This is a genomic window from Stenotrophomonas sp. X (assembly GCF_055721025.1).
Genome location: NZ_CM146756.1, coordinates 2,484,000 through 2,506,926 on the forward strand (window position 1 = coordinate 2,484,000; position 22,927 = coordinate 2,506,926).

The window sequence follows — 22,927 nt, forward strand, 5'->3', positions numbered from 1 at the left end:
GGGAAGGGATGCGACCCTGCCAATCATTGCGCCTTCGCAGCCTCGGCGTTCCACGCTGCGACCTTGGCCTTGGTGTCGGCCAGCATCTTGTCCAGCGCGGCGCGGTCATACACGTTGCCGCGCAGGATCACGCTGTCGATCTTCTCGGTGGCGGCGATGTCCTGCAGCGGGTTGGCGGTCAGCAGCACCAGGTCGGCGGCCTTGCCCTGCGCGACACCACCGTAGCGGTCCATCTGGCCGAACCAGGCCGGGCCGGAACGGGTTGCGGCCGACAGCGCCTGCGGCGCGCTCAGACCCTCCTTCACGAACAGCTGCAGTTCCTGGTGCAGGGCGATGCCCGGGAAGTTGAACGAGTTGAGGAAGCCCGCATCGGTGCCGGCAATGATCGTCACGCCCGCCTCCTGCAGCAACGGCAGCACGGCCGCCACCTGGTGGTACTGCGCATGGCGCGCCTCGATCTGTGCCGGCGTCGCCTTCGCGGCGCGGTCCACGCGCCACTGATAGGTCGCGCGCAGGCCCGGGCCGATGTAGGCCAGGTACGGATCGTTGGCGTGGTCATCCTGGTCCAGAAAATCGAGGATACGGCCACCGTTGAGGGTCGGGGTCACGAATACGCCGCGCTTGGCGAAATCACGGTAGGCGTGCATCGCGGTGTCACGGTCGAAGCTGGCGTCGAGGCGGCGGTTGGCTTCCGCGCGGTCGATGCGGCCGGCGCCGAAGTCGGCGGCGATCTGCGCTTCGTCCCTGCTGCCGGCCTTGAATGCGTAGTCCAGGTGCTCGATCGAGGCCAGGCCGGCATCGACCGCCTGCTCCACCGTCAGCGCCATCGGAATGTGGCCCGAGGCCTTGAAGCCGGCCTTGCGCGCGGCGCTGGCCGAATACAGGAACAGTTCCGGCTTCAGCGTGCTGTCGGTGATCTTCACGAAATCGACCTTATCGTGCTGCAGTCGGGTGATCGCCTTGTCGACGTCGGCCTCGCTACCCACTTCGATCGTGCCCTTCCACACTGGCTTGATGCCTTCGATCTTCGCGCCGGAACTGAGCAGGCGCGGGCCGAACAGCGCGCCCCTGGCGATCTCGCCACGCCACTGCAGCACCTGCTCGGGCAGATCGCCGGAGCAGTCACGCACGGTGGTGATGCCGTGCGCGATGTACAGCGGCAGCAGTGCCTTGTTCTCTTCGATCAGCGCCGGGCCACCCCCGAAGTGCATGTGCATGTCCCACAGCCCCGGGATCAGGTATTTGCCCTTGGCATCGATCTGGCGGGCCGCGCTCCACTGGCTGCGCAGCTGCGCGTCCGGGCCCACCGCGACGATGTCCTCGCCGCGGATTACCACGCTCTGCCCGGCCAGCGTGCTGGCGTGCTCGACGTCGACCACGGTGGCATTGCGGATCAGCAGGTCGGCGCGCTCGGCAGCAGATACCGACAGCGGCGCCACCGCAAGAAGGATGGCAAGGGGCAACAGGCGGGAACGGAACATGATGGACAGCATCCTGGTAGGCACGGCCAGCGTGCGGGTGGAAGGAGTAGCGGTTCAGCGCGCCGCGCCGTGCTGGCGCAGCAGGGTTTCAATGCCGGCATAGCCACGCTGGCGCGCGTGCGCCAGTGGCGTTACGCCATCGCCATCGGCCAGCTCCGGGTCGGCACCGGCCTCCAGCAGCAGCTGCACGATCTGCACATGGCGTTCACCACCGTCGCCAAGCAGGATCGCTTCCAGCAGCGCGGTCCAGTGCAGGCGGTTGACGTGGTCCACCGCCACACCTGCAAGCAGCAGCATGCGCACGGTGCTGACGTGGCCGCGCTCGGCGGCCGGAATCAACGCAGTGCCGCCATAGCGGTTGGTGCTGCGCAGATCGGCGCCGTGCGCCAGGGTCATCGCCAGGATCTCATCCAGGCCGCGCGCGCCGGCATACAGGTAGGCACTGTCCTGCAGCGCATCCTTGGCATTGACGTCCGCCCCGGCCTCGATCAGTTCGCGCGCGGCATCCACATTGTTGCCCTGCGTGGCCAGCAGCAGCGCCGTGCGGCCCTGGCCATCCTGCGCCTCCAGATCAGCACCTTCGGCCAGCGCGCCGCGCACCGCCTCGGCATCGCCGCGGCTGGCGGCATCACGCAGGCGCGCGTCTGCGTCGGCTCTGGAGGCGGCAGTGCAGGCAGGGGTGACCATGGCCAGCAGACACAACAACAGCACGCGCGTGAACGGTGCAGGCCAGCCAGCAGGGCAATGGAAGCGCATCACGGTGTCTCCTTTCCTCCATCGCCGCAGGGCGATGGTCGCAGGGGCCGCGCATTGCCGGCCCCTGCCCCGCATGGTAGAAGTCGGCCCGGGTATCCAGAAGTGAAATGTTCAAATGCAAGACAGTGCCAAATCGAATAGAACCCTGTTCGAACTGGACCTGCTGCGGGCGCTGGTGATGGTGGCCGACTGCGGCAGCTTCACCACGGCGGCCACGCGCCTGCATTCGACGCAGTCCACGGTCAGCCAGAAGGTGCGGCGGCTGGAGGAACTGGCCAGGCATCGCCTGCTCGAGCGCGGCCACCGCGATGTGCATCCCACCGACGCCGGCCACACCCTGCTCGGCTACGCGCGGCGCATGCTCGACCTGAACGAGGAAATGGCCCAGGCGCTGGCCGGCGCGACGGTGGAAACCGCGGTCCGCATCGGCGTACCCGAAGACTTCGTCAACGCGCAGACCACCCGCATGCTGGCCGCCTTCAGCCGTCGCCACCCACAGGTGAAGCTGGAGATCAGCAGCGGCCTCAGCCGCGCCCTGGCACAGGGCTTCGACCACGGCGAGCTGGACCTGGTGCTGGTCAAGCAGCGCCGCAACAGCCGCCAGGCGGTGCACTGCCGCCGCGAGCCGATGCACTGGATCGACAGCCTGCGCAGCAGCTGCCTGCAGCAGGACCCGCTGCCGCTGGTCACCTTCCCGCCGCGAGGGCTGTACCGCGACGAGATGATCCACGCCGTGGAAGCGCTGGGCCTGCGCTGGCGAATTGCCTTCACCAGTTCGTCGCTGAGTGGCATCCAGGGCGCGGTGGCTGATGGCATCGGGATCAGCCTGCTGCCGCGCCGCGCGGTCACGCGCGAGCACCGCATCATCGATGGCGAGCGTGGGCTGCCGGTGATCGACAACTACGAAATCGGCCTGCTGCATCGTGCCGATGCCGATGATGCGGTGCGGGCACTGGCCAGCGAGCTGTGGCGGCAGGTACAGCGCGAACCGGATTGACCACAGTAAATCCACGCCATGCGTGGATGCCTTACGCGCATTGATCATCGATATCTGATCAATCTTGCCGCACGGCAGGCGTCATGGCCTCGTACAGTGCCCCTTGATTCCGTGCTCCACGGCGCCTCGCCATGTCCGACGAAACCCCAACCCGCTTCGATCCCCTGCCTGCAGCCCTGCAGACGCACCTGCAGCACCAGCGTGCACTGATCGCCGCGCGCGTGGCCGCCAGCTTCCCGACGTTGCCGGTGCAATGGCCGCTGGCCGCCAGCACATTGCAGCGCGTGGTCGATGCCGAACTGATCGATCGTGACGACTGCGGCGGCTGGGAAGCCCTGGGCGTGGCGTTCGGTGACACTCTGGCGCAACGCGTGCCTGGCCTGGCCTGGATGCAGGTCACCGATGCCTGGGGCATCGACGCGGTGCTGCGCCATGCCGACAGCAGCCTGCAGATCGGCGTCGGCACCCTGCTGCTCAAGCGCGTGGAGCAGGGCGAGGTCATCGACATCGCCCATCTGCTGGCGTGGCTGGAAGAATTCGTCACTACCCGCGCCGACGATTACGCCTGAAAGCCGCCGGGCATGGCTCGGCGCTACAGAGGTTGGCGCGGCCTGGATCTACAGCCAGCGGCCGTCCACCACCACGCGTCGCTCCACCGGTACTGCGGCCACGGCCGCCGGACCGTGATCGGCCCGCACGGCCACGAAAGTGGCCGGATGCCCTTCCACAAGACCGTATTGCGGCAGCCCGATCACCTGCGCCGCATGGGTCGTGACCATGTCCAGCGCCAGCATCAGGTCGGCATCGGTGTAGAAGCCCGAGCGGTAGCCCAGCAGCATCGCCCGCTGCAGCAGATCGCCGTTGCCGTACGGCCACCAGCAGTCGCGGATGTTGTCGTTGCCGGCGAACACGCGCACGCCCGCATCATGCAGTGCGCGCAAAGGCGGAAATGGATGATCACCTGGCGCGTTGCTCATGATCGCTACGCCCGCCGTCGCCAGCGCCTCGCCCACCTGCAGCGCGCGCGCCAGCGGCACGTCGCCCAGCGAGTAGGCATGGCTGACCGCCACCCGCCCCTGCAGGCCAGCGGCCCGGGTCCGCGCGGCAATGCGCAGCAACTGGGCCAGTCCGGTTTCGCCGGGCTCGTGCAGGTGGATGTCCAGGCGCACGCCATAGCGCTCGGCCAGGCCGAACAGCAGTGCCAGCTGGCCTTCAGCATCGCCATCCAGCGTGGTCGGGTCGATGCCGCCGAGCACCTCCACGCCCGCCGCAAGGGCCTGCTCAAGCACGGCGGCGGTACCCGGACAGGACATCACCCCGGCCTGCGGGAACGCTACCAACTGGATGCGCATGAGGTCGGCACAGCGCAGCGCCGCCTCGCGCACCGCTTCGAGATGGCCGAGACCCGTGCTGCCGTCGATGTCGACGTGGCAGCGCATGGCCACCGTGCCGAAGCGGCTGCACTGGCGGATCAATGCCTCGGCACGGTCCACCATCGGCGCGGCACTCGCTACCGCGGCCTTCTCCACCGCCAGCCGCTCACGCAGGCTGTTCACCGGCTGATGCGGGTGCCAGCGGTCGCCGACAAAACTCTTGTCCAGATGGATGTGGCCGTCGACCAGCCCGGGCAGGACCGCGAAGCCCTGCAGGTCGACGCATTCCGCCCCGTCGGCCGGCGAGGCCTCGCCATTGAGGCCACTGATGCGGCCGTCACGGACATGGAAATGCAGTGGCGCGCCGTAGCGGTCTACACCGCCATGGACGAACTGAAGCGTCATCGGAAACTCCGGGAAAGCCAAGCCATGGCGCCATCCTGAGCGCCGGCGCTGCCATCGGCCAACGAAATATCTGGATGGCACGCATTCACCAGAACGATGATTACCCTGCGACAACCGGTCGCAGCCACGCCGTGCACACGCCTGAACGGGTAACATGGGCGCCTGTTTCCGCTGTGATGCCGCATGGGCCCGTCCGACCGCCACGATCGCCTCCGCCGCTGGCAGGCCGCGTCCCTGCTCGCTGCTGCCCCGATGGCCAGCCTGTCCGCCGCCGATACGGCCGCCACCGCGCCGCTGCAGGCGCCGCCGGGCCAACAGCGCATCGCATCGGCTGCCCTCGTCGAGCGGTTGCACCAGCGTGTGCTGTCCGGGCAGAGCGCCACCGCCACCCTGGAACACTGGTGCGCCGAACACGGCCTGGCCGAACAGGCGCGGGTGCGCGCCGTGCGTGTGCATGGCCAGGACAAGCCTGCCCCCGCCGATGTGCTGCAGGCGCTGGGTGCGACGCAGCCTGGCACCGCGCTGCGCTACCGCCGGGTACAGCTGGTCTGTGGCAGCCGCGTCCTCTCCGAGGCCGACAACTGGTACCTGCCGGACCATCTCAGCCCCGCCATGAACCAGGTGCTGGACAGCACCGACGAACCCTTTGGCCGCGTGGTCGGCCCGCTCGGCTTCCAGCGCCAGACCCTGGCCGACCAGACGTTCTGGCCACCGCGTGGCGAAGGCGACGACGGTGTGGTCCTGGAAGTGCGCGCGCTGCTGCGCGATCGCCAGCAGCAGCCCTTCAGCTACGTCATCGAGTCGTACCTGCAACAGGCGCTGCCCTAGTCGACCGGCGCGCGCCATCACTGCGGATAGGGGCACAGCAGAAGGCCCGGCATTGCCGGGCCTTCTGTCTGCCCGCCCGATCAGCGGAACCGGTAGTCCAGCTGCAGCCAGTACTGGCGGCCATACGGGTCGTAGTTGCCGACCGGGTAGAACGGCCAGCCGCCCCCGTTCCTGTCCGCCGGCGGGCGGCTGTCACGCAGGTTGTTGACGATCACGCCCACCGACAGGTTCTCGCCGAACTGGCGGAACACGCTGGCGTTGTACGTCATGTACGGCGCGATGCGGCCACTGCCATCGGTCTTCGGCAGTGAACCGAAACGATTGCCGTACAGCGTGGTGGTCCAGTCGCCCTGGTTCCAGGTGATGCTGCCATTGGCCTTGCTGCGCCACTGGTAGTCATCCAGTGAATTGCGGATGTCACGCTCCGGATCATCGGAGAACTGCCGGTATTTATGCTCCAGCACCACGGTGTAGGCCAGGCGCGTGGTGAAGCGGCCATAGCGGCCGGCGTCGAAGCGCCAGTTGCCTTTCAGGTCCAGGCCGCGCACCGACTCGGAGGCCGCGTTGATCGGATTGATCAGCACGCGGGTTACCTGGTCCGGCTGCACCGTGGCATTGGACGGGTTGCGGATCACCCGCGACAGCGCGTCCTGGCACAGCGGTGAACCGATATCGCGCGCTTCGCCACCCAACGTGCGTCCCAGGCGGCAATCGGCTTCATCACGAAGAATACGGCTGGTGTCGAGGCTGGTGACCTCATTGTCGATGCGGATGTCGTAGTAGTCGGCACTGAAGTCCAGCCCGGACAGCGGCGACCAGACCACGCCGAACCCATAGGATTTGGCGGTTTCCGGCTGCAGCTGTGCGTTGGCACGGTTGCTGTAGTCGATCGACAGGCCGTTGTAGTCGCAGTTGTCGTACGACTGGCCTGCAGTACGGCAGCGCCAGTAATCGGTCATGCCCGGGTTGTAGCCGCGGGTCTCGGTGGCGAACACGTAGTTCATGTCCGGCGCACGGAAGCTGGTCGCGGCAGAGCCGCGGATCAACAGGCTCTCGATCGGGCGGAACTCGACGCCGAAGCTCCAGGTCGCCTTGCCGATGTGCTCGCCGCCTGCGCGGTACTGGTCGTAGCGGCCGGCCAGCGTGGTGGTCAGCGATTGCAGCAGCGGCAACTGCAGTTCAACGCCGGCCGCATAGCGGTCACGATCACCGCCGGCACCGATACCGGCGCTGGTGTTCCAGAACTCGCCGGTGCCCAGGCGCGGGTCCGGGCGGTTGCGGTAGCCCTGGCTGCCGGCCTCGACCACCGCCGCCAGCGCAGCATCTCCGCCCGGCAGTGCGAACAGGCGGCCATTGATGCTGGCGCTGAAGGTCTGCAGCCACGCCGCGTTGCGACTTTCCTGATAGTCGGACAGGCCCTCGTACTCGTTCGGAGTCAAAGGCTTGAACAGGCGCACCGGGTCCGGCGCATAGACCTCCACGCCATTGCGCACGCCCAGCTTCGGGCCCAGCAGGTACTCGTTGATGCCGGCCAGCAGCACCGGGCGACGGGTGCGGTTCTCGTAGCGCGAACGGCTGTAGACCGCCTCGTAGTCCCAGCCGCTGTCGCCGATCTGGCCGCGTGCGCCGACGTTGAACGACCACGAGTTTTCCAAGAAGCGGTTGGCATTGCGCGGCAGGCCACCGATTTCTTCCGGCGCGAAGCGGCGGTACCAGCTCTCCAGGTTCCCGCTGTTCTGGTTGTAGAAGTAGTTGCGTGACGACGTCCAGGTCGGCGCGCGCGTGTTGTTGTAGATGCGCGCGCTGCCCACGGCGACATCGGCGAACAGGTCGGTGGTCTCGTTGAGGTGGAAGGTGAACAGGCCATAGCCATTGAGGTTGCGCTTCTGGGTCTGCACGGTCCAGTAGCTGGCGGCAGCCTCGTTGCTGCCGCAGTACCAGCCTTGGCGCGAGTTGTTGGCACGGAACACGCTGCCGCCATAGATGCCCGACGCTGCGTCGCAGCCGCTCACGCCCGGATCGATGTTGCGGGCGGTGGCAGCATTGCGGCGATAGGCGATCGCGGTCGCCTGCGGCGCCTTGCCGGCCGGATCATCGTCCAGTGAATCCATGAAGTCGCGTTGGCGCGCGTGGATCGCCTTGCGCACGTCGAACTCGAAGCCGAACAGCGCATCCCAACGCTCGCCGGAACTGCCACCGACCACCTGCGCGCGCTGGTTGTCACCCCCGCCCTGCTGGGTGCCGCCGGCGCGCACGTTCACGTCCACGCCTTCAAAACGGTCCTTGAGGATGATGTTGACCACGCCGGCGATGGCATCGGAGCCATACACCGCCGACGCACCCGCAGCGAGCACCTCGATGCGCTCGATCAGCGCACTGGGGATGTTGGCCAGGTTGACCACGTTCACCGAGCCCTCGTAGGCCAGCGGATAGTCGGCCTGGCGGCGGCCGTTGACCAGCACCAGCGTGCGGTTCGGGCCCAGCCCGCGCAGGTTGATGGTGTTGGCGGCCGGGGTGAAGGTATTGCCGAAGTCCTCGCCCTGCACGTTGCCGGTGTTCTCGGTCAGCGCGCTCAGCGCGTCGAAGGCGTTGCGGTAGCCCTGCGCATCGATCTGCTCGCGGCTGATCACCGTCACCGGCGAGGGCCCCTCGACACTGGCACGGGGAATGCGCGAGCCGGTGACCTTCACTTCCTGCAATGTGGTGGGTGCGCTTTCCTGCGCGAAGGCCGGCAGCGAGACCAGCATCAGGGACGACAGCGCGAGCACCAGCGGACGCGGGCGCAACGCCTTGTGGGAGGCGGACATGGGCTTCCTGAGGGAGTGGGCGGGTGGTACGGGGGAGCCGTGGCCTGTGCGGCACATAACGATCCCGTAACGAAAGTGTCCTGAATGGGTGGTTTCAACGGAAATGACCAGCCTTGATGGGCTTATGCCTGAACCGAATCAGACGGACCCACGGCACCGCCACACTTTTGCAATGAATTGCATGGTCTGGCGCTTTTCCGATACGCATCGTGCATGGATGACCAACCGCGCCACCTACACTCACCTTGCCCCGCTGCGCCCCGTCCTGCGCCGCCACCTGCTGCACCTCCAGGCAACGCCCATCACCCTGCGTTCGTTCCAGCGCACCGATCTGCCGCGCTGGCGCACCTTCGACGACCGTCGCCAGCGCGGCCAACGGCCGTCCTACGGCATTGATGAAGAGGCCCGCTTCCTCGCCAGCGTCCATCGTTCACGCCTACAGGAAGACAACGATCTGCTGGTACTGGGCGTGTTCGACGACGCGCAGGGCATCCTGCACGACCAGCTGCATGTCCGCCTGCAGTCGCTGCATTCGCGCTGCGCAGAACTGCAGTCACTGCAGCACCACAACGCCCATCCACAGGCCACACTGCGCGCGCTGTGCCCGTTCCTGTTCGACAATGTCGGCCTGCATCGCATCTTCGTCCTACTGCCACCGGGTTGCACCACCCCTTTCGCCCAGGCACTGCAGGCCCACGGCTTCATGCGCGAAGGCATCCTGCGCGACTACCACCTGGACGCCGAGGGATGGCATGACCGCCAGCTGCTGGCGCTTACCGCGCCGGCGTGGCGCAGCAATCTGCAGCGGATCGGCTAGCGCACCCGCTCCAGTGCCGCACCCGCGCCGGTCAGCACCGTGCAGGCGTGGTCCTGCAGTTCTTCGCCGCTGGCATCGTTGCCGCTGGCGGCATCCACGCGGGTGGCCAGCAGGATGAAGCCGGGGCCGCCCTGCACGTCATCGCGTCCGGCCACCACCAGGCTCCACTGGCCCACATCGCCCACGCCGCTCAGGCCATAGGCCAGCAGGTTGAGCGGATTGGCGGTCATTTCTGCACCGGGCAACAGATAGGCCTGGTACTGATGCCCGCGCAGAAGCACCGGCAACGGTGACCAGCGTGGCCCCAGGGTGCCGGCGTGTGCATCCAGGGCCTGCAACACGTCCGTGCGCAGGCAATCGACATGGATATGCAACTGGTGCTGCGACCGTCCGTGCGGTGAGTTCAGCGCCAGGCTGGCCACGTTGCGCGGCAATGGCTGGCCCAGGGCCTGTTCGGTGTGCGCGCGCGCCTGCCAGGCGGCCACGAAATAGTTGGGCGCCCCACGCTGGTAAAGACCGCGGCTCTCGATGCCACTTACCTTGTCCAGCGGCATCAGCAGGAACTGGTAGTCACCGTGTGCATCCTTGACCAGCACGTCACGGCGGCCGGCCGCCGTCTCCACCCGCAGGCAGCTGCCGCGCGGGCCGTCAGCTGCCTGGCAGTCACGCTCGATCAGGCGCCACAGCGCATCGGAATGGGCGGGCGGCGGAGGCGCGCTCGCACAGGCGGACAACAGCAGCAGGGGCGACAGCAGCAACGGGCGAAGGGACACGGCGGCGACTCACGGAACAGGCACGGCAGGCGGCGCCGCGCTGCATTCTAGCCAGCGCGGTGCTGCAATCAGTAGGTGCCGAACGGCACTTCAACCACGATCGGGGCCACGCCCTCGCCCGCCTGCAAGGTGTAGCGGTCCAGCGCGCCATCATCTTCGGCGTGCGGCTGGCGCTGGAAATGCAGGGAATAGCGGTCATCCCCCAGGCGCACGGCACTGCCATCGGCCTCCAGCGCGGCACCTTCGGGAATCAGCAGCCCACCCAGGTCGCTGTAGGCCCCCGGCACATCGGTGAAACCATAGTCGGCCAGTTCATCCACGCGCTGCATCGCATAGACATGCGGCAGGTAGGGGCGTGCCGGGCTGCGGCCATTGCTGAGGTCGGTCACCCAGGCCTGTGGCAGGTGGTATTGCTCGCGCAGTGCGGCCACGCCCAGCGACGGGCTGGCCACCTGCAGGCAGCACACCGCGCGCTTGCCCTCACGATCGACAATGGCGAATCGATCGCCGCGGGTGGCGGCCTGCGGCAGCATCGCGAACGCCAGGTTGCGCTGAGCGGGTGCGTAGCCTGCCTCGGTCTGCAGGTTGCGCCAGGCACCGAACACCGGCGCTTCCGCAACGGCGTCCGGCGCCGGCTCGATGGCAGAGGCGGCAAACGCCACGCCCAGCGCCGACACTGCCAGTACCCTTCTTGCCCTGCGCTTGTCGCGCAAACTGCCTGCCGTCATAGCGTATCCAACACCTGCACCGGAATGGCCCGGCCTGCCCGCTGGCGTGCTGCCAGCCATCCCTGCCACTATGCAATGACCACGCTGTGCCGGCAATGACCGGAGTGCTGACGCCTTTCGCGCGACGGGTGCTATCGTTCCGCCCATCTTCCCTGCGCAGGAGCGCTCGCATGTCCGCCTTCCGTCTGTCCCTGCTACTGCCTGCGTCGGCCCTGCTGCTGTCGGCCTGCGTCAGCACCCCTGGCCCGCAGGTCAAGGGTACCGGCCACTGCGATGCCAGCCAGCTGGGCTGGGCGATCGGCCAGCCGGCCAATGAGCCCAACATCCGCCGCCTGTCCAGCGAGAGCGGCGCCGGGCTGGTCAACCCGATCGGCCCCAGCACCATCACCACCAAGGACATCCGCCAGGATCGCCTGCGCGTGTACGTGGACAAGGACAACATCATCACCGCCACCCGCTGCGAGTAGGCGCTGTAGAGCCGAGCCCACGCTCGGCTGCGCTTCCGTGACAGCCGAGCGCAGGCTCGGCTCTACAGAAAACCCCAGTCGAGCATGGCTCGACGCTACATGTCAGGGTTCGGTATACCCCGCGCAGTCCGGCAGCGCCTGGTCGGGGTGGAACACCCCATCACTGAAGCGGAACAGCCGCGTGTAGCTGCACGCCGGGTCCTGTTCGGTGCGCAGGTCCTTCTTCTTCAGCGGGCCCTTGGCCAGCGAATCCTCGAAGCGCGAAACACCGGCCGGGAACCGGGTCGCCACGGTCTGGTAGCGCAGCACCGGCATGCCCTCGGCCACCGGATCCAGCCCGAGCTTGGCCGAGAACCCGTATTCGTCGTGGCAGGCGCCTGCGCGCTGCTTCATGTCCTGCTCGCTGAAACAGGCGCGGATCATCGCATTGCCCAGCCATGGCACGGTCAGCACGTCGTCGTCCACCTGGATGTCGTCCTGCAGGTGGCGCACGCGTGCCAACTGCAGCGTGGACGCGTCGGCCCCTCCACCGGAGTACATGGTGCTGAACTTGACGATGCCGCCTACCAGCACATTCTGGCGGGCGCGCTGCTGCGGGTCGGTCACTGTTTCGTCGCTGCCCACGCCCGGCGCCAGGCGCACGATCCACGGCCACAGTGACAGGTCGGCTTCCTGCGGCACGTCGATGCTGACGTGGTAGGTGTGTGGCTTGCCCTGGCCCGGCCCCTTCTCAAGCACTTCCAGCACGGTCGGCCGGTCTCCCTCCTCGGCCACCGGCTGCACGCGTACGCACCAGTTGCCGTCCCGCGTGCAGTCATAAAGCCCCGACGGTCCAGTCTCACTCGCGATCAGTACCTGTCCCAGCGGCTCCATCATGTTGCCGGCGGCATCGCGCTGCTGCGGCAGGATCGCGCTCTGGGCCAGCGCCAGCAGCGGGATCGCCAGCAATGCAGTGCACAGGGTGGCGCGGGCGGCAGCGGTGGGCATGGACGGCTCCTGCGGTTGGGCTTCCGATGGTAACCGTTGCCCGCCATCATTTTTGTAGAGTCGAGCCATGCTCGACTGCTGTTTATCAGGAAGAGCAGCCGAGCATAGGCTCGGCTCTACATCATCCGCAGTCGCAGCCACCCCACCCCTTGGCCTTCGAGGTCTGGCCGATACCGGGATTGAACGTATTGCTCGGGTCCAGCTGCCTGTAGAAGCCCGCCAGCGCCGGCTTGGCCGGATACAGGTGGCCGACATTGTGCTCGGCCGGATACTCGGCGCCACGCAGGTCCAGCAGCGCCCACATCGCATGCTCGATCGCCATCGGGTCTTCACCTTTGCGGGCGATGTAGTCCTGGTGGAACACGTGGCAGAGGAAGTGCCCGTAATACAGCTTGTGCAGCAGGCGGCCGTCGATATCGGCCGGCAACTGCTCGAACCAATCCGTATCGTCGCGGCGCAGCGCGATGTCCAGCGCGACGATGTCCTGCACCTGGTCACGATGCACTTCACGGTAGCGCACTGCGGCACCGGCCACGGCAAAGCGATGCAGGAACGCCTTGCGTCCCTCCTCGGCCGTGCAGTGGAAATAGCCGCCTTCGTGCCCGGCGAAGAACCCGCGCAACCAGGCCTCGGTTTCCGCAGCGTCCTGGGCAGAGACCTTCAGCAACAGGTGATGCTCATAGCGTTGCCGGAACTCGCCCATGCGCTTTGGCAGGTGCGAGGGCAGCAGGCCGGTCAGCACCTGCATCACCCGGTCGGTCACCCCGCGCAGGCCCAGCCGTTCGAACCAGCCATCGACGCGGCTCTTCAATGCAAACGCCGCGGGCACACGGGAGGTACCGAGGCGATCAATCAGCAGGAAGCTGTCCTTGCCGTAGCGCTCGCCGATGTCATAGGCATCGCGGTGAATGTACTCGCCCGCGATCGGCAGGCGCTCGAAGCCGGTCAGCAGCTGGCGACGGATCGCGGTGAGGCTGTCGGTGCGGTTGCTGCCGATGTAGAAGACTTCGGCGGCCTCCTTTTCGAAGGTGTCCAGGCGCACCGCGAACACCGCCAGCTTGCCCGCGGACCCGGCCGCCTCGAAGTGGCGGCTGGGATCGGCGTTGAAACGTGCGGGGGTATCGGCATCGACCTTGCGTACTTCCTCGGCATAGCGTGGATCGGAAGCCGCACGGCCGTCGCCATCGCCCACGTCGGCGGCCGTGTAGTCACCGGCCTGCAGGCGCTGCAGGATCTGCTCGGGCGTATCACCCAGCGCGATGCCGAGATGGTTGACCAGCTGCAACTGGCCCTGCGCATCGACCTGCGCATACAGCGCCAGCTCGGTGTAGGCCGGGCCGCGACGCACCAGCGCGCCACCGGAGTTGTTGCAGATGCCGCCCAGCACCGAGGCGCCGATGCAGGACGAGCCGATCACCGAATGCGGTTCGCGGCCCAGTGGCGCCAGCGTCTGCTCCAGCCGGTCCAGCGTGGCACCGGGCAGGCACAGCACCTGGCGGCCTTCGTTCAACAGCTGGATGCCGGTCAGGCGCAGCGTGCTGACCAGCACGATGGGCCGGCCGTAGTCATCGCCGTCCGGGGTCGAGCCACCGGTCAGCCCGGTGTTGGCCGCCTGCAGGATGATCGCGGCGCCGCCCTGCACCGCTGCCTGCAGCACGCGCCACAGTTCCAGCAGCGTCCCCGGTCGCACCACCGCCAGCACTGGGCCATCGCCGAAGCGGTAGCCGCGACGGAAGCGCCGCGTGGCCTTGTCGCCGGTCAGTACATGGCGATTGCCGACCGCATCGCGCAACTGTGCCAGCACGGCGTCGTGGCCGCTCATGGCAGGCTGACCAGCGAATCGCGGCCGATGTCGGCGATGCGGCGCGCACCGGTCAGGGTCATCGCCACGCGCATTTCCTTGGCGATCAGGTCCAGCAGGTTGGCCACGCCGGCCTCGCCCTGCGCGGCCAGCGCATAAACGAAGGCACGCCCCAGCAGCACGGCATCGGCCCCCAGCGCCAGCATGCGCACCACGTCCAGGCCGGTACGGATGCCCGAATCGGCGAGAATCTTCAGATCGCCCTGTACCGCGTCGGCAATCGCCGGCAGTGCACGTGCGGTGGACAGCACGCCGTCCAGCTGGCGGCCACCGTGATTGGAGACCACGATGCCATCGGCACCGAACTTCACCGCATCACGCGCGTCATCCGGGTCGAGGATGCCCTTGATCACCATCGGGCCCTTCCAGAATTCGCGGATCCACTCCAGGTCCTTCCACGAAATGGAGGGATCGAAGTTGCTGCCCAGCCAACCGATGTAATCCTCCAGCCCGGTCGGGTTGCCGCGGTAGGTGGAGATGTTGCCGAGGTCATGCGGGCGGCCGAACAGGCCCACGTCCCACGCCCAGTGCGGATGGGTGATGGCCTGGCCGATACGGCGCAGCGAGGCATTCGGGCCGCTCATGCCCGAGTGTGCATCGCGGTAGCGCGCGCCCGGCACCGGCATGTCCACGGTGAATACCAGCGTGGTCACGCCGGCAGCCTGTGCACGCTCCAGCGCATTGCGCATGAAGCCACGGTCGCGCAGCACGTACAGCTGGAACCACATCGGCCGCTGGATGGCCGGTACCACTTCCTCGATCGCGCACACCGACACCGTGGACAGGGTGAACGGGATGCCGCGGCTGTCGGCCGCGCGCGCCGCCTGTACCTCGCCGCGCCGCGCATACATGCCGGTCAGGCCGACCGGCGCCAGCGCCACCGGCATCGCCAGTTTCTCGCCGAACAGCTCGGTTTCCAGGCTCAGGTCGGACATGTTGCGCAGGATGCGCTGGCGCAGCGCGATGTCGGACAGGTCGGAAACGTTGCGCTTCAGCGTGTGCTCGGCATACGCGCCGCCATCGATGTAGTGGAACAGGAACGGCGGCAGCCGGCGTTCGGCAGCAGCACGGTAATCGGTGGAGGCGGAGATGATCATGGGGTCAACCGTGGGGGGAAGGCAGGCGCGAGGCCCGCGCACGCCGGGCTTCGTTGTCATCGAGGGTGCGCAGCGTGGTGTGCACGAACTCGAGGTGGGCATGCGCGGCGGCGCGCGCGCGTTCGGGGTCGCCGGCCAGCACCGCATCCATCATCTCGCGGTGCTGGTCGGACAGCGGCGAGAAGGTCCTCGCCGAGGTGTAGAGCTTTTCGCGGCTCTGCGAGATGTTGGTCTGCAGCAGTTCGAACAGGCCGCGCATCACCTGCAGAAGGACCAGGTTGTGCGAGGCCTCGGCGATGGACAGGTGGAAGGCCGCGTCGGCCTCGGCTTCGCCGGTGGGGTCGTCCTTACCGTGCGCGTCCATCATGGTCTGGAAGGCCTGTGCGATGCGCGCGCGGTCCTCGTCGGTGGCACGCAGCGCCGCATGCCAGGCGGTGGCACCTTCCAGCGCGTGGCGGATCTCCAGCACGTCGAAGCGGTATTCCGGGTCGCCCTGGAACAGCGGCAGGTACGGCGCCAGCGGTTCATCCAGCGCCTGCCGCGCGCGTGCCGCAGGCTCGGCCACGTAGGTGCCGCCACCGACGCGTGCGGTCAGCAGGCCCTGGCTGGCCAGCTGCGCGATGGCCTCGCGCAAGGCCGTGCGCGAGACCCCCAGCTGCACCGCCAGGGTGCGCTCTGCGGGCAGCCGGTCACCCGGCTGCAGCCGTTGTTCCTGCACCAGGCCGCGCAGCTGCGCGGCCACCTTGTCGGAAATACGTTGCGTGCTCATGGCGCCATTGTGGCCCGAAGCGCGCAGCGGGTGGTCGGCCAGCCGCGCATGGCTCAGGGAATCATCCAGGTCAGCCAGTAAGCCTGGGCCAGGGTGATCAGGCCGACCATCGTGGTGAAGATCAGGCTGTGCTTGACCGTGAAGCGGAACAGATCCGACTCCTTGCCGGCCAGGCCGACCGCCGCGCAGGCAATGGCGATCGACTGCGGCGAGATCATCTTGCCGGTGACACCACCGGTGGTGTTGGCCGCCACCAGCAGCACGTCGGACACGCCGATCTGCTGTGCGGTGGTGGCCTGCAGTGCCGAGAACAAGGCATTGGACGAGGTGTCCGAACCGGTCAGGAACACGCCGAGCCAGCCCAGGAACGGTGAGAAGAACGGGAACGCGTCGCCGGTATGCGCCAGCGCCAGGGCCAGCGTGGCAGACAGTCCCGAGTAGTTGGCGATGAAGGCGAACGCCAGCACCATGCCAATCGAGTAGATCGGCATGCGCAGCTCACGCACGGTCTCGCCGAAGGTCTGCAGCGCCGAACGGGCCGGCATGCGCAGCGCGATGATGGCGATCAACGCGGCCAGGATGATCGAGGTACCGGTGGCCGAGAACCAGTCGAATTTATAGACCGCCTCATAGCTCAGCGGCGCATCCACGATCGGTGGCATCTTCTGCACCAGCTGATCCAGGCCCGGCACCGGGATCTTCAGCACCCAGCCTTCCAGCGGGCCGCCCGCCGCGAACAGCGACTTGAACGGCTTGATGCTCCACAGCGTGACCATCGCGGTGAGGATCAGGAACGGCGACCATGCCCTGGCGATCTGGCCGACGCTGTGGCGCGGTGCCTCCAGCGCCTGTGCGGCCGCCTCGGCGCTGGTTTCGGTGTCGAAACGGAAGATCCGTACCGGCTTCCAGCGGCGCAGGAACAGGGTCAGGCAGACCAGCGACGCCAGCGAGGCGGTGATGTCCGGCAGCTCCGGGCCGATGAAGTTCGAGGTCAGGTACTGCGCGATGGCGAACGAGCCACCGGCAACGAGCACCGCCGGCCAGGTCTCCTTGATACCCCGCCAACCATCCATGATCGCCATGATCCAGAACAGCACGATGATGGTCAGGAACGGCAGCTGGCGACCGGCCATCTGGCCGATCTCGAATGCATCCAGGCCGGTGACCTGCCCGGCCACGATGATCGGAATGCCCATCGCGCCGAACGCTACCGGCGCAGTGTTGACGATCAGGCACAGGCCGGCGGCATACAGCGGCTTGAAGCCCAGCCCGACCAGCAGCGCCGCGGTGATCGCCACTGGCGCACCGAAACCGGCCGCGCCTTCCAGGAAGGCGCCAAAGGCGAAGCCGACCATCAGCATCTGCAGGCGCTGGTCTTCGGTCACCGACAGGATCGAAGCGCGGATGATGTCGAACTGCCCGGTCTTGACCGAAACTTTGTAGAGGAACACCGCACCGATGATGATCCACGCGATGGGCCACAGGCCGTAGACGAAGCCGAAGCCAGCCGCGCCCAGCGCCTGGGGCAACGGCATGCGGTAGAACAACAGGGCCACGCCGAGTGCGATGGCCACGGTGATCGTGCCGGCCAGCCAGCCCTTCATGCGCAGCACGGCCAGGGCAACGAAGAAGAACGCGATCGGCAGCAGCGCGATCAGGCTCGACAACCACAGGTTGCCGGCGGGGTCGTACAGGTGTTGCCAGGGCTGCATGAAGACTCTCGACTGGAAACGGAAGGAGCCCACCGCAGGCGGTGGGTCGCCGTGGCCGTCGATCATTGGTATTACCATTAATGATTGCGATCAGACCACTTGCAGCGGATTTAACCGCTACTCCGACGAATGGCCTATTAGACCATAGGGCTAGCCTTCATATTGGTCCGACCATTAGAGCCATTATGGCGGTGCCGGCCGTTGGCAGACAATTCGACCTTCCCTACGAGATCCGTTTCTCCAACCGCCGCATCACCGCCAGCACCAGCACGCACAGCACGCTCACGCCGATGGCGATCACGTACTTGCTGATCCCCACCGCAATCCCGATCGCCGCCGCCATGATCAGCGAACTGGCGGTGGTCAAGCCGCTGACCTGGTCCTCGCGTGAGCCGCGCAGAATGGTGCCAGCGGCCACGAAGCCGACGCAGGCCACCACCGCTTCGATCAGGCGCACCGGATCAACCTGCAGCAGGTCGCGGTAGCGCTCCTGCTGGAAATGCTCGGCCACCGAGTCGCCAAGGCCGACGATCAACGCGGCGGCCCCTGCGATCAGCATGTGCGTACGCAGGCCAGCGGCGTGCTTGCCCATCTCGCGCTCGACGCCGAGCACGCCGCCGAACAGCATCGCTGCGGCAACGCGCAGCAGGATCGAGACATCCTGGGTAAGTTCCATGGGAAAGCTCCGGAATTTTCCCGGAGCGTCGCGCGGCGATTGTGGGACGGTGGTGAAGGCCATGGCACGCCTTCTTCACCGCCCGCTTTCATCCACGCATGGCGTGGATCTGCGGGCCGCATTCGCTCACTGCGCGAGGTAGCCACCATCGATGGCGTAGTACGTGCCGGTCGCGAACGAGGCATCGTCGCTGGCCAGCCAGGCTACCAATGCGGCCACTTCCTCCGGCGTACCCAGCCGCTTCAACGCGTGCCGCCCTTCCAGCGTGGCGCGCACCTTCGGGTCCATCTTCTCCAGCAGCGGTGTGCTGATGAAGCCCGGGCCGACCGCGTTGACACGAATGCCGTCGGCCGCATGCTCCCAGGCGGCGGTCTGGGTCAGCCCGACCACGCCGTGCTTGGCCGCCACGTACGCAGTGGAACCGGCATAGCCCACCTGGCCCAGGATCGAGGCCATGTTGATGATGCTGCCGCCCGTGCCGGCCGCGCGCATGGCCTGGATCTGCGCACGCTGGCACAGGAACACGCTGGTGAGGTTGACATCGATCACGCGCTGCCAGCCATCGATAGGATAGTCACCGCTGGCGGCGGCCGGCCCGCTGATGCCGGCGTTGTTGACCGCCACGTGCAGGCCGTCGAGTTCCTTGATCGTGCGCTGCACCGCTGCCTCCACCGCCGCGTCGTCGGTGACGTCCAGCGCGATGCCGATGGCCTGTGTGCCGGTGCTGCGCAACTGCGCCACGGTGGCATCCACTGCATCCTGCTTGAGGTCCCAGACCGAGATACGGGCACCGGATGCGGCCAGCGTCTGGGCCACGGCCAGGCCGATGCCCGACACGCCGCCGGTCACGATCGCGGTCTTGCCGGTGAGCTGGTAGTCAATCATCTGCGTTCTCCATATACGGGGGTATCGAAGTGGCCTGCAACAGCCAACCCACCCACCTTACGCGCGCGCCCGTGATGGCCGGGCTGACACCGCGTCTCCAGATCGTTCCAGCCATGAAACCTCAACTGCAGTTTATGTATGGAATTACGTACGTACATGCGTGCAAAACGCCGGCGTATGCTCGTCGACATTTTCACTTTGGCCGTAATCGCCAATCGGTTTGACCTTATTGAAGTCAAAACCATGCGAATCGCGGCGACAATGGGAAACGCTTCCAGATTCTTCGACACCTTCAATTCAACCTGTGTTTGCGCAGAGCGATGTCCCGATATTTCACTTTTGCTGATTACCGCCAGTTCGGCGAACGCCATGGCTACGACTACCGGATCGAAGGGAGTGAACTGCGCGACGACCAATGGGCAGGGCGTGGCGACGTCCACGAACAGTCACTGCGCGGTGGCCTGGGCCTGATCGCCTCGGACGTGCACAACCGCTTTACCTATACGGCCACCGCTGTGCACGATGCCGGCCTGACCATCCGCCTGATGCTGCAGGGCGAAGTGGATGTCCAGTTTCCTCGTCGCAAAGGCTTCACCCTGCGCGCCGGCACAGGCATGACCACCAGTCACCATGAACCTGTTTCCATGGCCGGTCTGCATCCTGGTGGCAGCCACCTGCGCGGGGTCAGCTTGAGCGTACCGGCCGATCTGGACGTGGACATGCTGCGCCTGCCGGCACTGCAACGGATCCTTCAGTCCCCTCTGCAGTGCCGCCACTGGGCCATTCCGCACGCGATGCTGCCGACGCTCGCCCAACTGTTCGACAGCCCCTGGCAGGACGACATCGATGCGCTGTGGCGCGAAGGCGTGGCCCTGCAGGTGTTGGCCGTCGGCCTGCAGGCCCAGGATATGCAGACCGAGCATGTACGCACGCTGCGCGCCGGCCAGCGCGAGCGGCTGGAGCGCGTGCGCAGCTACCTGCATGACGACCCCAGCCATGCCCACAGCCTGATCGAACTGGCCCAGCTGGCCTGTATGAGTCCGAGTTCCTTGCGCCGCCATTTTGCCCAGCAATATGGAAGTTCGGTGTTCGACTACCTGCATGAGCAGCGCATGCGCCATGCCGAACAGGGCCTGCGCGAGAACGGATGGACCGTCGAGCAGGCTGCCGCCGCCAGCGGCTACCGCCACCCCAGCAACTTCGCCGCCGCGTTCCGCAAGCGCTTCGGCCTGGTCCCCAGCCGCTGGCGCACGGGCCCGTCGAAGGTGGGCTGAAGGCCCGGGCCCTGGCAGGTGTCGACCTTGGTCGACACGCTCCTGCGCCATTGCGGATGCCGGCCAGCGGCCGGCACTACCACGTGCTGCCGGGCTATGCCCGGCGTCATCCTCTCCGCCTCAATACACCGGCAGATCGATGTAGCTGGCCTGCGCAGCGCTGTGCCACACGCGCTGCGTGGCCTTCTGGTAATCGCCTGGCTTGGCCAGGTAGATGTTCGGCACGTAGGTCTGCGGATTGCGGTCGTACAGCGGGAACAGGCTGGACTGCACCTGCACCATCACCCGGTGGCCCTTCTGGAACGTATGGTTGGCGTTGGGCAGATCGAAGCGATACGGCAGCACCTGGTTGGCGGCCAGCGGCTTCGGATCGCTGAAGCTCTCGCGGTAGCGGCCACGGAAGATCGCCAGCGACACCGGCAGCTCGTAGCCACCCATCTCCGGCGTGGACGCTTCCTGGTCCGGATACACGTCGATCAGCTTCACCACCCAGTCGCTGTCGGTGCCACTGGTCGAGGCCTGCAGGTGAACCACCGGCGTGCCGCCGATGCGCAGCGGCGCGGCCAGCGGTTCGGTGATGAAGGTCAGCACGTCCGGGCGACCATCGACGAAGCGCTGGTCCTTGACCAGCCAGGTGGTCCACATGTCGCGGTCACCGAAACGTACCGGGCGCGGCACGAACGGCACCGGCTTGGCCGGGTCGGACACGTACTCCTCGAAGTCGCCCTCGCCCGCCGCCGGTGCCTGGAACGCCAGCTTGCCCCCGGCGCGCAGGTACAGCGGCTTGCTGCTGGCAGCACAGCCCTTGTCGCAGCTGCGCGGCCAGCCCTTCAAGCGGTCCCAGTGGTTTTCGCCGGTGTTGTAGATCAGCACCGGTGGCGTATCGGCCTTCGGCGCGCCATCCACCAGGTACTGGTCGAAGAAGGGCTTGAGCACGTCGCGGCGGAACTGCAGCGCGGTATCGCCGTCGAACTTCAGCGCACCCAGTTCGCTGCCGCTGTAGTTCACCTGGCTGTGTCGCCACGGGCCCATCACCAGGTAATTGCGGTTGTTGCCGCTATCGCGTCCTTCCATCGCCTGGTAGGCGTGGTTGGCCCCCCACATGTCCTCCTGGTCCCACAGGCCCTGCAGCCACATGGTCGGCACCTTCAGCGGTGTCTTTGCCATCACCGCGTCCAGCGCCTGGCCCTGCCAGAAGCCGTCATAGGCCGGATGCTCGACCAGCTTCTTCCACCAGGTCAACTGGTCCACGCCGGTGAAACGCGCGTAGTCGCCTGCCGAGCCGATGCGCAGGAAGGTGCTGTAGTCGTCGTAGCCGAGGCTGGGCAGCGGCGTACCCTTGCCACGCTTCTCGGTCTGCATGGCGAAATAGTTGAAGTTGACCTGGCGGAACGCGCCGTAGTTGAGCCAGTCGTCGCCCATCCAGCCATCAACCATCGGGCTCTGCGGTGCGGCCACCTTCAGTGCCGGGTGCGGGTCGGTCAGCGCCATCACCACGGTGAAACCCTCGTACGACGAACCGAGCATGCCGACCTTGCCATTGCTCTCCGGTACGTTCTTCACCAGCCAGTCGATGGTGTCCCAGGCATCGGTGGAGTGGTCCACCTTGGTGTTGTTCAACGGCCCGCGCAGCGGCCGGGTCATCACGTAATCGCCTTCGGAGCCGTACTTGCCGCGGATGTCCTGGAACACGCGGATGTAACCGCCGTCGACGAACACCTCGTCGCCCTGCGGCAGCAGGTCGCGCATGCGTGGCGAATCACTGCGGCTGGCGCGGCCAGCGGCATCGTAAGGTGTGCGGGTCAGCAGGATCGGCGCGTTGCGGGCACCCTTGGGCACCACGATCACGGTATACAGCTTGGTGCCATCACGCATCGGCACCATCACCACGCGCTTGTCGTAGTCGCGACCGACATCCGGGGCAACGAACGGCTTGCCGCTGATATCCGGGGTCATCGGCGGGGTATCGGCGGCCAGCACGGTGCTGGACAGGCAAAGGGCAATGGCTACAGCGACGGCACGCACACGCATGGACAACCCCTCCCGGCAGGAAAGCCTCAAGCCTACTCCTGCCTGGCGCCGTGAAGTGTGTGCAGGCTTTGCATTCTTCGGTGGATGCAGGCAGGACTGATGGCACATGTGCGGCTCGACGGGCACGCATCCATCTGGCCGTTGTAGAGCCGAGCCCACGCTCGGCTGGGGCCACCGCAACCTCCGAAGAGCAGCCGAGCGTG

The 22,927-nt window shown here is 66.9% G+C and carries 20 protein-coding genes; 6 read left to right on the plus strand and 14 right to left on the minus strand.

Annotated elements, in window-relative coordinates:
- Positions 1 to 23: 23 nt before the first annotated feature.
- Both ACZ75I_RS11475 and ACZ75I_RS11480 read right to left on the minus strand, forming a co-directional pair.
- Complete coding sequence (locus ACZ75I_RS11475; protein WP_472957905.1) at positions 24 to 1,481, minus strand: amidohydrolase family protein; 1,458 nt, start codon at positions 1,479 to 1,481, stop codon at positions 24 to 26.
- 54 nt (positions 1,482 to 1,535) lie between these two features.
- Positions 1,536 to 2,237: an ankyrin repeat domain-containing protein gene (locus ACZ75I_RS11480; protein WP_472957906.1), complete on the minus strand. Its 702-nt coding sequence runs from the start codon at positions 2,235 to 2,237 to the stop codon at positions 1,536 to 1,538.
- Positions 2,238 to 2,352: 115 nt separating this feature from the next.
- Here ACZ75I_RS11480 and ACZ75I_RS11485 point away from each other — a divergent pair, with 115 nt between their 5' ends.
- Together ACZ75I_RS11485 and ACZ75I_RS11490 are read left to right on the plus strand one after the other, a co-directional pair.
- Positions 2,353 to 3,234, plus strand: a complete 882-nt coding sequence (locus ACZ75I_RS11485; RefSeq protein ID WP_472957908.1) for a LysR substrate-binding domain-containing protein — start codon at positions 2,353 to 2,355, stop codon at positions 3,232 to 3,234.
- Between the two features lie 131 nt (positions 3,235 to 3,365).
- Positions 3,366 to 3,803 carry a DUF3806 domain-containing protein gene (locus tag ACZ75I_RS11490; protein ID WP_472957910.1) on the plus strand — a complete coding sequence of 146 codons (438 nt, stop codon included), beginning with the start codon at positions 3,366 to 3,368 and terminating at the stop codon, positions 3,801 to 3,803.
- A gap of 48 nt (positions 3,804 to 3,851) precedes the next feature.
- On the opposite strand, the gene ACZ75I_RS11495 is transcribed toward ACZ75I_RS11490, so the two are convergent.
- Positions 3,852 to 5,012, minus strand: a complete 1,161-nt coding sequence (locus tag ACZ75I_RS11495; protein ID WP_472957911.1) for an amidohydrolase family protein — start codon at positions 5,010 to 5,012, stop codon at positions 3,852 to 3,854.
- Between the two features lie 183 nt (positions 5,013 to 5,195).
- Here ACZ75I_RS11495 and ACZ75I_RS11500 point away from each other — a divergent pair, with 183 nt between their 5' ends.
- Positions 5,196 to 5,840: a hypothetical protein gene (locus ACZ75I_RS11500; RefSeq protein WP_072167478.1), complete on the plus strand. Its 645-nt coding sequence runs from the start codon at positions 5,196 to 5,198 to the stop codon at positions 5,838 to 5,840.
- Positions 5,841 to 5,920: 80 nt separating this feature from the next.
- On the opposite strand, the gene ACZ75I_RS11505 is transcribed toward ACZ75I_RS11500, so the two are convergent.
- The gene (locus ACZ75I_RS11505) at positions 5,921 to 8,647 is read right to left on the minus strand and encodes a TonB-dependent receptor plug domain-containing protein (protein WP_472957912.1); all 2,727 of its coding nucleotides are present in this window, start codon (positions 8,645 to 8,647) and stop codon (positions 5,921 to 5,923) included.
- A gap of 181 nt (positions 8,648 to 8,828) precedes the next feature.
- Here ACZ75I_RS11505 and ACZ75I_RS11510 point away from each other — a divergent pair, with 181 nt between their 5' ends.
- On the plus strand, positions 8,829 to 9,464 hold the full coding sequence (locus ACZ75I_RS11510; RefSeq protein ID WP_154351003.1) for a GNAT family N-acetyltransferase: 636 nt from the start codon (positions 8,829 to 8,831) through the stop codon (positions 9,462 to 9,464).
- On the opposite strand, the gene ACZ75I_RS11515 is transcribed toward ACZ75I_RS11510, so the two are convergent.
- Both ACZ75I_RS11515 and ACZ75I_RS11520 read right to left on the minus strand, forming a co-directional pair.
- Positions 9,461 to 10,237, minus strand: coding sequence for a CDP-diacylglycerol diphosphatase (locus ACZ75I_RS11515; RefSeq protein ID WP_346477165.1), 777 nt, complete (start codon positions 10,235 to 10,237; stop codon positions 9,461 to 9,463). The two genes, ACZ75I_RS11510 and ACZ75I_RS11515, sit on opposite strands and share 4 nt — an antisense overlap.
- 68 nt (positions 10,238 to 10,305) lie before the next feature.
- Complete coding sequence (locus ACZ75I_RS11520; RefSeq protein WP_154351005.1) at positions 10,306 to 10,965, minus strand: decarboxylase; 660 nt, start codon at positions 10,963 to 10,965, stop codon at positions 10,306 to 10,308.
- A 170-nt stretch (positions 10,966 to 11,135) separates the two neighbouring features.
- On the opposite strand from ACZ75I_RS11520, the gene ACZ75I_RS11525 reads away from it, so the two are divergent.
- Entirely contained in the window at positions 11,136 to 11,432 is a 297-nt protein-coding gene (locus ACZ75I_RS11525; protein ID WP_005417035.1) for a hypothetical protein, read from the plus strand.
- Between the two features lie 102 nt (positions 11,433 to 11,534).
- On the opposite strand, the gene ACZ75I_RS11530 is transcribed toward ACZ75I_RS11525, so the two are convergent.
- The 7 genes from ACZ75I_RS11530 to ACZ75I_RS11560 form a co-directional block, all read right to left on the minus strand.
- The gene (locus tag ACZ75I_RS11530; RefSeq protein ID WP_061479105.1) at positions 11,535 to 12,419 is read right to left on the minus strand and encodes a hypothetical protein; all 885 of its coding nucleotides are present in this window, start codon (positions 12,417 to 12,419) and stop codon (positions 11,535 to 11,537) included.
- A gap of 121 nt (positions 12,420 to 12,540) precedes the next feature.
- Positions 12,541 to 14,241 carry a D-lactate dehydrogenase gene (gene dld, locus ACZ75I_RS11535; RefSeq protein ID WP_180869614.1) on the minus strand — a complete coding sequence of 567 codons (1,701 nt, stop codon included), beginning with the start codon at positions 14,239 to 14,241 and terminating at the stop codon, positions 12,541 to 12,543.
- Positions 14,238 to 15,377, minus strand: a complete 1,140-nt coding sequence (gene lldD / locus ACZ75I_RS11540; protein WP_180869611.1) for an FMN-dependent L-lactate dehydrogenase LldD — start codon at positions 15,375 to 15,377, stop codon at positions 14,238 to 14,240. The genes dld and lldD overlap by 4 nt, the downstream gene beginning before the upstream one ends.
- A 4-nt stretch (positions 15,378 to 15,381) precedes the next feature.
- Positions 15,382 to 16,146, minus strand: coding sequence for a transcriptional regulator LldR (lldR, locus tag ACZ75I_RS11545; RefSeq protein WP_012511377.1), 765 nt, complete (start codon positions 16,144 to 16,146; stop codon positions 15,382 to 15,384).
- A 53-nt stretch (positions 16,147 to 16,199) separates the two neighbouring features.
- The gene (lldP, locus tag ACZ75I_RS11550; RefSeq protein ID WP_061479124.1) at positions 16,200 to 17,858 is read right to left on the minus strand and encodes an L-lactate permease; all 1,659 of its coding nucleotides are present in this window, start codon (positions 17,856 to 17,858) and stop codon (positions 16,200 to 16,202) included.
- Between the two features lie 223 nt (positions 17,859 to 18,081).
- Positions 18,082 to 18,534, minus strand: coding sequence for an MgtC/SapB family protein (locus ACZ75I_RS11555; protein WP_005413774.1), 453 nt, complete (start codon positions 18,532 to 18,534; stop codon positions 18,082 to 18,084).
- A 126-nt stretch (positions 18,535 to 18,660) separates the two neighbouring features.
- Entirely contained in the window at positions 18,661 to 19,419 is a 759-nt protein-coding gene (locus ACZ75I_RS11560; protein ID WP_072167469.1) for an SDR family NAD(P)-dependent oxidoreductase, read from the minus strand.
- Positions 19,420 to 19,739: 320 nt separating this feature from the next.
- On the opposite strand from ACZ75I_RS11560, the gene ACZ75I_RS11565 reads away from it, so the two are divergent.
- Positions 19,740 to 20,693: a helix-turn-helix transcriptional regulator gene (locus ACZ75I_RS11565; RefSeq protein WP_049414561.1), complete on the plus strand. Its 954-nt coding sequence runs from the start codon at positions 19,740 to 19,742 to the stop codon at positions 20,691 to 20,693.
- A gap of 120 nt (positions 20,694 to 20,813) precedes the next feature.
- Here ACZ75I_RS11565 and ACZ75I_RS11570 read toward each other — a convergent pair whose 3' ends face one another.
- Positions 20,814 to 22,724: a CocE/NonD family hydrolase gene (locus ACZ75I_RS11570; RefSeq protein ID WP_472957914.1), complete on the minus strand. Its 1,911-nt coding sequence runs from the start codon at positions 22,722 to 22,724 to the stop codon at positions 20,814 to 20,816.
- Positions 22,725 to 22,927 lie beyond the last annotated feature (203 nt).